Origin of the sequence: Sulfurovum sp. (assembly GCF_036568385.1) — a bacterium.
Classification (GTDB): Bacteria; Campylobacterota; Campylobacteria; order Campylobacterales; family Sulfurovaceae; genus Sulfurovum.
The window spans coordinates 1-11170 of record NZ_DATCSP010000001.1; the positions used below are offsets into that span (position 1 = coordinate 1).

Annotated in this window: 10 protein-coding genes; 9 read left to right on the top strand and 1 reads right to left on the bottom strand. The window is 45.6% G+C overall.

From position 1 onward, the window contains the following. Positions 1-71 precede the first annotated feature (71 nt). From VIM88_RS10210 to radC, 7 genes are all read left to right on the top strand, one after another. Positions 72-230 carry a DUF6997 domain-containing protein gene (locus VIM88_RS10210; RefSeq protein ID WP_414717453.1) on the top strand — a complete coding sequence of 53 codons (159 nt, stop codon included), beginning with the start codon at positions 72-74 and terminating at the stop codon, positions 228-230. A 12-nt stretch (positions 231-242) separates the two neighbouring features. After that, positions 243-365, top strand: coding sequence for a hypothetical protein (locus tag VIM88_RS00005; RefSeq protein WP_331860828.1), 123 nt, complete (start codon positions 243-245; stop codon positions 363-365). Positions 366-562: 197 nt separating this feature from the next. Continuing rightward, positions 563-1725 (top strand): IS3 family transposase gene (locus VIM88_RS00010; protein ID WP_414717451.1). Its coding sequence is split into 2 segments (ribosomal slippage): positions 563-794 and positions 794-1725, totalling 1164 coding nucleotides; the frame shifts between segments, so codons are not numbered across the junction. Between the two features lie 62 nt (positions 1726-1787). Continuing rightward, positions 1788-2240: an ORF6N domain-containing protein gene (locus VIM88_RS00015; RefSeq protein WP_414717452.1), complete on the top strand. Its 453-nt coding sequence runs from the start codon at positions 1788-1790 to the stop codon at positions 2238-2240. Positions 2241-2299: 59 nt separating this feature from the next. After that, complete coding sequence (locus VIM88_RS00020) at positions 2300-2620, top strand: type II toxin-antitoxin system RelE/ParE family toxin (RefSeq protein WP_331860830.1); 321 nt, start codon at positions 2300-2302, stop codon at positions 2618-2620. Beyond that, positions 2617-2901 carry a helix-turn-helix transcriptional regulator gene (locus tag VIM88_RS00025; protein WP_331860831.1) on the top strand — a complete coding sequence of 95 codons (285 nt, stop codon included), beginning with the start codon at positions 2617-2619 and terminating at the stop codon, positions 2899-2901. Before VIM88_RS00020 ends, VIM88_RS00025 begins: the two co-directional genes overlap by 4 nt. Before the next feature lie 132 nt (positions 2902-3033). Then, positions 3034-3693 carry a RadC family protein gene (radC, locus tag VIM88_RS00030; protein ID WP_331860832.1) on the top strand — a complete coding sequence of 220 codons (660 nt, stop codon included), beginning with the start codon at positions 3034-3036 and terminating at the stop codon, positions 3691-3693. 218 nt (positions 3694-3911) lie between these two features. On the opposite strand, the gene VIM88_RS00035 is transcribed toward radC, so the two are convergent. Next, complete coding sequence (locus VIM88_RS00035) at positions 3912-5000, bottom strand: Fic family protein (protein ID WP_331860833.1); 1089 nt, start codon at positions 4998-5000, stop codon at positions 3912-3914. Positions 5001-5300: 300 nt separating this feature from the next. Here VIM88_RS00035 and VIM88_RS00040 point away from each other — a divergent pair, with 300 nt between their 5' ends. Both VIM88_RS00040 and VIM88_RS00045 read left to right on the top strand, forming a co-directional pair. After that, positions 5301-6992 carry a ShlB/FhaC/HecB family hemolysin secretion/activation protein gene (locus VIM88_RS00040; RefSeq protein WP_331860834.1) on the top strand — a complete coding sequence of 564 codons (1692 nt, stop codon included), beginning with the start codon at positions 5301-5303 and terminating at the stop codon, positions 6990-6992. Positions 6993-7004: 12 nt separating this feature from the next. Next, a partial coding sequence (locus VIM88_RS00045; protein WP_331860835.1) for a filamentous hemagglutinin N-terminal domain-containing protein occupies positions 7005-11170 on the top strand: 4166 nt, incomplete at its 3' end.

The following is an 11170-nucleotide window of genomic DNA, read 5'->3' on the forward strand; positions in this document are numbered from 1 at the left end:
ATAGAGCAGCTGTATAAAATATCAAAAGAACTTGATATAGATATTTGTGAATTTTTTAAAGATTAAAGGAAATCGATCTTGTCCTTGAAAACAGAGAGGAGATCATACTCTTTGAAGCAAAAACAGGCGATAGACCCTTCAGGAACTTTTCTCTTTTACAACTCTACTACCCCCTGATCTATCTGCGCTCGATCATCTCTGGCACTAAATGCCGATACCCCCGTCGTTAAAACGTAAGTGGGGTGCGTACCGTCTTCATAGACATTACCACCACACAAAACAGCGAAACCTACCGCTTACTGGAAGTCCGTTTCAAAGACGATCTGTTCGATGAGGTGGAAGTGCTTGCTGCATATACGTATTAAGAAGTATGTCAATATGACATACTTCGAGGCATAAATCGTTTTATATATTACACTGACTTATCAATATGAAGGAGTCATACATGGATGATTTGATGGTGCAGGGTGAGATTAGTTGGAATGACCCCTAAACACTAGACACTTTTTTATTCGATAATTAGACTATAATTAAAAAGCTAAATAGCGAATAGGAGAAGTGAATGCCACCACGATATACAGATGAGTTCAAAGAAGAGGCTGCAAGACAAGTGATCAAGAATAATTATTCGGTCAAAGAAACAGCTGAACGGCTAGGAGTCCATCCCCATTCTTTGAGCAAATGGGTCAAACAGTACAGCCAACCTGATACTTTCCGTAAAGATAAAAATACCAATGATGAGCTCAAACGTCTGAAAGCAGAGCTCAAACGTGTTACAGAAGAGAGGGATATTCTAAAAAAGGCCGCAGCGTACTTTGCCAAAGACCACGGCTGAAGTACGCATTCATCAAGGTACATGAAGAACAGTATCCTGTACGCAGACTCTGTAAAGTGATGCAGGTGCATCCAAGCGGATATTACGCTTGGTGCAAAAATCCTTTATCCAACAGAGACAGAACCAATCACGAGCTGGTAAAGCATATCAAAGATGCCTATGATGAGAGCGGGCGTACCTATGGCTATCGCAATATACATAAAGACCTCACAGAATCAGGCATTACGGTCAACAAGAAACGTGTAGCCAGACTGATGAGGCTTCACAAGTTATACGGTGCAGGCACATTAAAGAAAAAGCCTCATCATAAATCAGGCAGACCCCATTATGCCCATCCCAACCATTTAAAGCAATGCTTCATTACCAACAAGCCAAATGAGGCATGGGTAACGGATATTACTTATATCAGAACCTATGAAGGATGGCTCTATCTGGCAGTAGTGTTGGATCTTTTCAGCAGAAAGATCATCGGATGGGCTATGAGCCACAGAATGACCAGTTCTCTTGCGCTGGATGCATTGCATATGGCAATCAGACGACAACAGCCAAAAGAGGATGTGTTACTGCATTCTGATCAGGGATCACAATATAGCTCCTATGCCTGGCAGAATATGCTCAAACATTTCAATATCATTCCCAGTATGAGCAGACGGGGTAACTGTTATGACAATGCGGTGGTTGAGAGCTTTTTCAAGACCCTAAAACGTGAATGTGTAAAAAAGCAGGTCTTTGTCACAAGAGAGGAAGCTAAAGCAGTGATCTTTCATTATATCGAGATGTTCTATAACTCGAAACGACGTCATAGTTACCTGGATTATCTGTCTCCAAACGAATTTGAGGTACGATATTACTTGGAATTAAAAAATCTTGAGGTGTTGTCGAATACCTAAGTGTCTATAAAACTGGGGTCATTCCAAGTAGCCGTATTTACAGTATTCGTGGGAAACAAGTGATGTTCGATAGGGATCTCGCAGAGTTATATCAAGTGGATACAAAAAGACTTAATGAACAAGTTAAAAGAAATATAGATAGATTTCCTGATGATTTTATGTTTCAATTAACAGATAAGGAATTAGAAAATTGGAAGTCGCAATATGCGACTTCCAATAAAGAAATAATGGGGTTAAGAAAAATGCCCTATGCTTTTACTGAAGAATGTATTTATATGTTAGCTACGGTATTACGTAGCTCTGTTGCAGCGCAGACAAGTATAGCAATTATTAGAACCTTCACAAAACTCAGAGAATTCAGTAAACATTATAATGCTTTAGCCAAGAAGATCATGGAAGTAGAACGAAAAAGCGATCAACAATACAAAGCATTGACCAAAGCACTGGATGAACTGATAGAGGAATCAAAAGCAGCCGAAAGCAAGACCATAGGGTTTATCAAGCCTGCACAGTGAAAATCAGATAAAATATTTGACAAAAGTTATCATATATGATAATATATTAGGAGTTATAGATGTCATGGGTAGTTACTTTTTATAATGAGAAAGTTGCAAAAGAGACACTTGGCTTTCCTGCCGGGGTCTTGGCGGATCTTTTACATATATTGGAAATGATAGAAGAGCTAGGACCCAATTTAGGAAAACCGCATACAGCACCGATGGGTGATGGACTCTTTGAGATCAGGTCGAAAGGTAAAGAAGGCATAGGACGCTCATTTTTTGCTATAGCAATTAATGATGAGATCGTTATCTTACACTCCTTTGTAAAAAAATCTCAAAAGACACCCAAAAAAGAGCTGGACAAAGCACGCAAAAGACTCAAGGAGATACAATGAGCAGAACAACACTGACGCAGTTCAAAAAGAAAGCTTTACAAAACAGTGAAGTACAAAAAGAGTATGATCTTTTAAAACCTGAATATGCTATTAAGAAAAAACTCATAGCTATGAGAAAAGAGGCAGGCTTGACACAGGAAAAACTTGCCGAACTTATGGGAACCAAAAAAAGCAATATCTCCAGACTAGAAAGTTTTAAAAGCAATATCTCTCCACGACTTGATACATTAATGAACTATGCCAAAGCAACAGGACATGAACTTAAAGTAGATTTTGTATAAGAATTTAAATCTTCTGGAGAGTAAGAGCAATACCTTTACTGTGTGTTCTATAGTTCAAAACATGTCAATTTGACACTTTTTTGTATCCATTCTTAAAAATCTTCTATACTGCTTTTTATAAGGCGGTGAAAGATGAAAAGTATCAGAGAGTTGCATAAAGATGACAAGCCCAGAGAGAAGCTTGCAGCCAGGGGTGCTGCAGGGCTTAAGAACGATGAGCTGCTGGCCATTTTGCTCGGTTCGGGTGTACAGGGCAAAGATGTGCGGAAGCTGGCCAAAGAGATCCTCTGTGTGCTGGACAGTGGTTTCGAGACGCTGAGCCTTGAGTCACTTTGCGGCATCCATGGCCTGGGCATCGCCAAAGCTTCGCAGATACTGGCCTCCATAGAGTTAAGCAAACGCTATCTGATACAGCACAACAAACGCATCACTTCTGCAGAAGATGTCTACCATGAACTCAAACCTTTCAGCACCAAGACCCAGGAACATTTCCTCGTGATGACCCTCGACGGGGCTTCCCACATCATCAATACACGCACCGTCTTCATAGGCACTCTCAACCAAAGCCTGGTCCATCCCAGAGAAGTCTTCGCCGATGCCATCGCGGACAGAGCCGCAGGGATCATCGTAGCCCACAACCATCCCTCAGGCACCCTGGCAGCAAGCAGGGCGGACCTGCAGATCACCCAAAGGCTCAAAGAGGTCGCGTCACTCGTCGGCATAGAGCTGCTGGACCACGTCATCCTGACAAAAAACGGATATTACAGCTTTTCTGACGAAGGGGTCTTATGAGCAGTCGCATATCTTTATGTGATGTTTAAGCAGTATTACTTTAGGTCTCCTCTACACATTTGTTCGAGAGCATTGAATTTGGTAATCCGACGACCCGATCAAGTGTCATATCAGCATCTTGATCATCTTGTTTTGCATTGAATCTACAACTTTTAGCGTATTTCATTGAAACTGATATTTAAAGTTGAAATGGCAAAAAAGAAAATTTTATTTGTTTTTTACTCAAGTATTCCATTTTGAAGTAATGCAAAAAGTTTTTTATTCACAAAATAAAGATCTCGTCCCACCTTGATACTTTCCAAAATGCCTAGATCTTCCAAGGCTCTCAAATAAGCAGTTGCCGTTTTTCTTGTTACGCCCAAACTGTCCACAAGAAAATTAATTTTAGTATAAGGATGCTGGAAAAGTGACTCTAATAAATCTTTTGAATATATTTTTGGTATCTTCTCTCGCATTTGATACTTTGCTTCTTTCATCAGCACGGTGATGCCTTCAATGATCCTGACACTATTGATAGCTGTTTTCTCAACGCCGTCCAACATGTATATAATCCACGCTTCCCAGGTATTATCTGTTCGGACGTCATTTAAAAGACGATAATAGTCTGCCTTATGTTGAATAATGTATGAACTTAAATAAAGAATTGGAAGGTCTAACAGCCCCTGAAGCAGCAGGTAAAGAATATTGATAATTCTTCCTGTCCTTCCGTTCCCGTCATAAAAGGGATGAATTGTCTCAAACTGATAATGAATGACTGCCATTTTAACCAAAGGATCATATTCATCCATGCCAGGATCATTGATATATTTTTCGAGATTATCCATCAGTTCTTGAATATATTTATAATCCTGTGGAGGCATATAGACAACCTCTCCCGTTCTGTCATTTTTTAATGTTGTGCCACTCTGTTTTCGTATACCTGCATCATTATCTTCAAGCACTTTCTGGATTTCCACAATATGCCTTTTTAGCAAGATCTTATGTGTTCTGACTAAATCAAAACCTTTATACAAAGCTTCTCGATATCGCTGCACTTCTTTGGCAGCTTGAGATACTCTTTTAAGATCAATACTAGCTTTATACAACTCATCATGAGTCGTAATAATATTTTCGATCTCTGAACTGTCTTTTGCTTCCTGAAGTGCCAATGCATTGATCAATATGGTTTGATTGGGAATTGAACGTGCCGCACCTTTTAATTCTGCCAGTGCTTTATTGGCACTTATGATTTTTTTCAGTACTTTCTTTGTTTCCAGATCCTGATCTACCGGTAGCATTGGGACAATATATCCTTGAGTAATATCCATTATAAACAACCTAATAAACTATATGAGTAACGTTTTGATAATTTTACCCAAATTTATTCAATATGGGTAATTTTATTTATTTTTTACCTATATTTTAACAATATATGTCAAATTTACATTCATTTACCCATATAATAAACAAAAAACGGATATTACAGATTTTCTGACGAAGGGGTCTTATAGAAGCCATCATTATGCATATAAATTTATAATTTTTTAGAATATTTAAATATTATAAAGTTATCTTAAAATAATCTTAGGTAAAATGTGCCACCAACGTTTTAAAGGGTTTTTTATTTTATGCCATACATACGATACGAGACCTTAAAACAATACATCGGTACTTTTTTGCTTCTTCCGTACCTCCTTCATGCCTCACCCCTTGTTAGACAGGTCGACGACATCATACGGCTTGAAGAGCAGAAAAAGATCTATGAATCACAGATCAGAGAGAGCCAGGCGGCTGAAGCGATCTATACGGAACTCACTCCCATACCCTTGTCGAAAGAGACGAATGCAACAGACGCCTGTATCCGGATCGAACGTATAGATACGAAGGGCATTACACTGATCGACAGGGGTGTCCTGGAGGCACTGAAAGAACCCTACCTCCACCGGTGCGATACGATGCATGATATCAATACGCTGGTAAAGAAGATCAATAATCTCTATATCGAAAAAGCCTACATCACTTCAAGGGCGTACATCAAACCGCAGGACCTCTCAAAAGGAGACCTTGTGATCACTGCGATGGAGGGGAAAGTAGAAGCTGTCACCGGAAACAATATCTCCACGGCACTGGTGTTCCCTTTCATAGAAAATGATTTTCTGAACCTCAGGGACCTGGAAACAGGCCTGGAGCAGCTGAACCGTCTGCAGTCCATGCGGGCTACGATGGGCATAAACCCGGGGAGCGAAGAGGGTTTTTCCCGGATAGTGATCACGGGGGAGAAGACAGGATCACCCATCCATGGCTCGCTGGGGGCCAACAACTACGGCACCGTCAAATCAGGAAAATACCAGTTCAGCGGCTCTGTCGGATGGGACAACCCTTTAGGGATCAACGACCTGTTGACACTGAACCTGAACACCACGGACAAACAGGACAGCAACAACAATCTGCTGGGCAACCGTATCAGCTACGGATTGCCTGTAGGCAGAGCGTATCTGGAGTTCATCTACTCCCGGTTTGAGTACGATCAGATCGTCAGTGGGCTCAATATGGAGTACCTTTCCAACGGTGAGAATGAGACATTTCAACTGAGATCGGAATATAAACTTTTCCACACGAAAGATCAAAAAGGGAAGTTCGATCTCTCTCTGCTGCGCAAAAAGAACGATAACTATCTCGCGGATGTCTACCTGGACACTTCAAGCAATACCTTGACGATCCTGCAGCTCTCCTATACCCACCATTACAGGGGTAGCACATGGGACGGGTATGCCACCCTAAGGTACCATCGCGGTCTGGACTGGTTCGATGCCCGAACAGGTTCATTTGCAGATGCGACCTTTGATAAAGCCACCCTGGACCTCAGTTACAGCAAACGGTTCAACACGGAACTTCTGCCCCTGTTCTATCAATTCTCTTTCTATGGGCAGTATGCGAAACAGGGCATTGTAGGTTCTGAGCAGATAGGGATCGGCGGTCCCTACAGTGTCAGAGGATTTGAGAATGAAAGCCAGATCTCCGGGAACAAGGGGTTCTATCTGCGCAATGAACTGGGATCCAGCCGAACCTACGCAAAAGCGACTATCTCTCCCTATCTCGCTTTGGATTATGGTGTGGTCAGTCACAATGCGGAGAGTTTCGGCGGTCATATCGTAGGGGCTGCCATAGGGAGCAGGTTTCATTTCGGTGAGTGGTCCCTGGATCTGTTCAGATCCTTTCCTCTGATAGACTCAAATGAAATACTCTATACCCCCAACGGTGACGAAGTGCATACAAGCAATGACGGCTTGTTCGGCTTTAGTCTCGCTTACAGATTTTAAAAGGTGAAACCCATGTATACGACAAAACCAGCACCGTGTAAACCACTCCTTTCCCTGCCTATCTCTTTTCTTTTTATCTGTCAGCCTCTGATGGCAGCAGAGATCGTCCTGGACACGCGTACACATACGGCAGGACACACCATGCTCGATACCGCAGCCAACGGCACGCCCGTGGTGAACATCGCAAGACCCAACACGAACGGCGTCTCGCACAATACCTATATAGAGTTCAACGTCCCCACACAGGGAACGATCCTCAACAATGCCGGGCAGGAGGTCAACACACAGCTGGCAGGATACATCTACGGGAACGAGAACCTGCGCGATGGTTCTGCCTCGCTGATACTCAATGAGGTCTCAGGCACCAACAGGTCGCGGCTTAACGGATATCTGGAAGTTGCCGGACCGGGTGCGGATGTCATCGTAGCCAATCCCAACGGGATCACGGTGAACGGAGGCGGGTTCATCAACATTCCCAAAGCCACACTGACGACAGGAAAAGTAAGCTTCAGCGGAGATCGTCCTATTTTTGACATCGAAGGCGGGGATATCTTCATAGACGGCAAAGGGCTGGATGCGAGAGGCACTTCGAGTCTGGAGCTTTATACGCAGGCACTGAAACTCAATGCCAAACTGCATGCCAATGACGTAAAAGTGGTGACCGGATTGAACCATATAGATGCAGAGGGCAGTGTGACAAGCAGGGACAGCGTAGAGAAGGAACGGCCTCTCTTCTCCATTGACTCTACGGCGCTTGGAGGCATCTATGCCAACGCCATCTCTTTGGTGGGGACCCAGAAAGGGGTAGGGGTCAATCTGCCTGCAGAGATGCTCGTACAGGACAGGCTCGAGCTATCTGCCGATGGCAGGATCGTCCTGGGAAAAGTTTCCGTCCAGAACCATGCAGAGATCCGTTCAAAGAGCAATGCCATCGAGGTGCATGAAGGGGTGCATGCCAAAACGCTTGAAATGCAAGCGCTGACCGATATCACACTGAAGGGAAATACCGGGGCAAGCTCTGACCTTAGACTGCAAGGAAACCGCCTCACCAATGAGGGGATCATCGCGGCAGGGGTGCACGCTGACTTCACGCAGGCACAGGAGGGTCTTCTCAGCCTTGAATTTACGGAAAGCATCCACAATGTCGGTGTGCTCTATGGCTTGAGCGGTACCAGTATAGATACGAAGGATTTTATCAATGCGGATCAGGCAGAGGTCATCACCCGCACACTGACGATGAACGCTGTAGGGAGCCTGACGAATGCGGGACGTATCCATGCGAATGAGGTTATGGAACTCACGGCCGGGAATTTTGACAATACGGAGGGAAGCGTGGAAGGGTTGGAGAGCGTTACCCTGGACATTGCAGACGAATTCTTGAACCAGAGTGGTCTGGTTGTTGCCGGCAGTGCACTCACCCTGACCACCAATACCCTGGATAACACGGACGGAGCCATACAGGCAGGCGAGACGCTGACAGTAAGTGCTGCGGGAGATATAGCCAATACAAGAGGGACGCTCTACTCCGGTACAGGCACGACGGTCACGGCACAAAAACTTGACAATACGGAGGGGTTCATCGGCTCGCTCAAAGCCGTTTTCCTGGATCTCTTTGACCTCGATGGGGATAACGGAACGATATCGGGCGGGGGTGTGACGGTCCGTACAGGAACGATGCAGGGCAGCCATGCCACCATCCTCTCATCGGAGGGGATCGATATCGGTGCAAGCGGAGATGTCGCACTTAGCGACGCCACGATGCTGTCCAACAGCGGATTGAACCTTACGGCCAACGGGATCCACTTGAATGGAAGCACACTCTATGCTGCCTATGACAGTGTGACGCTAGGCAGTGCTGCAATGCAGTTAGAGAATGTCTATATGGAAGCCGACCGTCTGCTCAATCTTTATGCTTCGGAAACTATATCCGTCTCTGATTCGACGATGAGAGGGAACCGTGTGCAGGCAGGGGCTCGGGAAGAGATGTCCGTAACCCATACGAACATCGCAGCATTGGAGGACCTGGCTATAGAAACACAGACCCTTCATCTCAAAAACGTTTCATTATCGGCACAGTATAGCGGTACCATAGCTACGGGTACTTTGCATAACAGTGACAGCATGGTTTCTGCCGCACAGATGGATATCGATACGGTAGCGTTTAACAATGCTGACAGCTATCTATATTCGGCCGGCGGTACACTGAACATCGTTACTGCAGATACAATGGATAATAGTAATGGCCTCATCTCTGCCAATGGTAACCTTGCAGTGGATACACAGCATTTGAACAACAGAAACGGCGAGCTGGAAGCGGGGCATACCTTGGCGGTCTCAAGCGGCGATCTGCAGATAGAGAATTCACGCTTCTTTGCAGGAAACCACCTGGATGTGACTTCGAACATTGCAGCCATTGATGCAGGGACGAAGTTTCTTTCGGCCAATGCCATGGACCTGGACTTCACTGGGGACCTGGTGCATCACGGGGAGATACTTGCCAACGGAGCGGGAAACATCATGGTCCGTGGCGATCTTTCTAACGAGGGGAGTATCACGGCCAATGGTTCACTGCATATCGCTGCCGATACCCTTACCAACAATGCCAACGATACCGCTGCGAGCATCAGAGGCGGGCATCTTTCAGCCATCATGCTTACCGGTGATCTGAACAACCATGGATTCCTTACTGCTTCGGGAGACCTGGAGATCACTGCAGCATCGGTCCATAACCATGCAGCGATAGCGGCAGCCTACGGCCTGACACTGCATGCTGCAAACCTTTACAACTATAATACACTCTTTTCCGGTGCGGATATGCGGTTGTATATGACTGATCTGCTGAGCAATAGGGAAGATGCAACGATCTATGCAGGTGCCAATCTTCTGATCGCTTCGGATGATGTGGGAAGCAAGACCGGCAGCGTAGAGAACATCTCTGCGAGGATAGAGTCGGGGGAAGATATGGTGATTTCAGCCGGGGAGATCTCCAATATTTCGGCTACGGAGATCACGACCACACTGCAGAAAGTGAATGGCAGGATCGACATCACCTGTGACATCTGGGAGAGTTTTTCCTGTCCTGCACTGGCCATCCCTCTGGATACGGACCTGATGGCCATCAAGGCAGAGATCCTGCAGGAGTATAGTGATAAGGGTGTGACACTGAGCAATAGTGAGCTCCAGGCACTGCTTACGGAAAGAATGGTCCAGGAGGACAGGGAAGCCTACATCTTGAACATGTACAAAGATACCAGAACGACAGCGGGTGAATTGTACTTTTATGAGCTGACCGCTTCACTGGACAGCAATGCAATGATCGTCAAACGGACAAAGCCGCACAAGAAAGAAGAGTTCAGAAAGGTGGACTATAGGGTCACTGCAGAGGTGGTCGATCCAGCCTTGCTTGCCAGCCATACAGAGGGAGAGATCGTTTCGGGGCGTAACCTTTTACTGGATGCCGATACCATTACCAATAGAACCAGTCTCATTACGGCCGGGAACGACATCGCTATCAACGGAAACCTGTTCAATATCGGTGTGGATAGTACGGAATCGATAGATGCCACGATCAACTATTCATGGAAACGCAAAAGTGACGGCGGGCTTGGTCAGCTGCCTGTGTCCAAAAGCGAGATACGCGATACCAAAGGTGTTCCTTCCCAGATACTGGCGGGAGGGACACTGACAGGAAATTTCGGCGTGCTGCAGAACGGGATGGAGGCAGGTGCCTCTGTAACCATGGATCCCAATGCACCGACGATCTCCACGGGTACCCAGACTACGGAGGAAACACAGCAGACCGTCACACTGCCGGACCCCAATGCAGAGCCGGTGAACGTGGATCAGGGAACGATCGAAAGCACAGCTTTGGCGCTTACCCCGCAGGTCTATGATCCTGCTGCAGGATCTATCACCCTGCCAGACAACCCTTACGGTGTCTTTGTTACGTCTACAGACCCCGATGGTCCGCTGATAGAGTCCAATCCTGAGTACACGGACTACCGCAATTTTGTCAGTTCCGACTATATGCTGGAACGCTTGGGGTATGACGGCTCAAGCCAGACGAGACGGCTGGGTGATGCGATGTATGAGACACAGCTGGTCCGTGACGCGGTCATGGCGATGACGGGAGAACGTTTCATCGGCATGGCAGAGAGTGACACGGAGCAGTATACCGA

What these genes read in the sequence shown, in the direction of transcription:
- VIM88_RS00015 (WP_414717452.1), top strand. Translation starts at nt 1,788, where the DNA reads ATGTTCGATAGGGATCTCGCAGAGTTATATCAAGTGGATACAAAAAGA.
- VIM88_RS00020 (WP_331860830.1), top strand. Translation starts at nt 2,300, where the DNA reads ATGTCATGGGTAGTTACTTTTTATAATGAGAAAGTTGCAAAAGAGACA.
- VIM88_RS00025 (WP_331860831.1), top strand. Translation starts at nt 2,617, where the DNA reads ATGAGCAGAACAACACTGACGCAGTTCAAAAAGAAAGCTTTACAAAAC.
- radC (WP_331860832.1), top strand. Translation starts at nt 3,034, where the DNA reads ATGAAAAGTATCAGAGAGTTGCATAAAGATGACAAGCCCAGAGAGAAG.
- VIM88_RS00035 (WP_331860833.1), bottom strand. Translation starts at nt 5,000, where the DNA reads ATGGATATTACTCAAGGATATATTGTCCCAATGCTACCGGTAGATCAG.
- VIM88_RS00040 (WP_331860834.1), top strand. Translation starts at nt 5,301, where the DNA reads ATGCCATACATACGATACGAGACCTTAAAACAATACATCGGTACTTTT.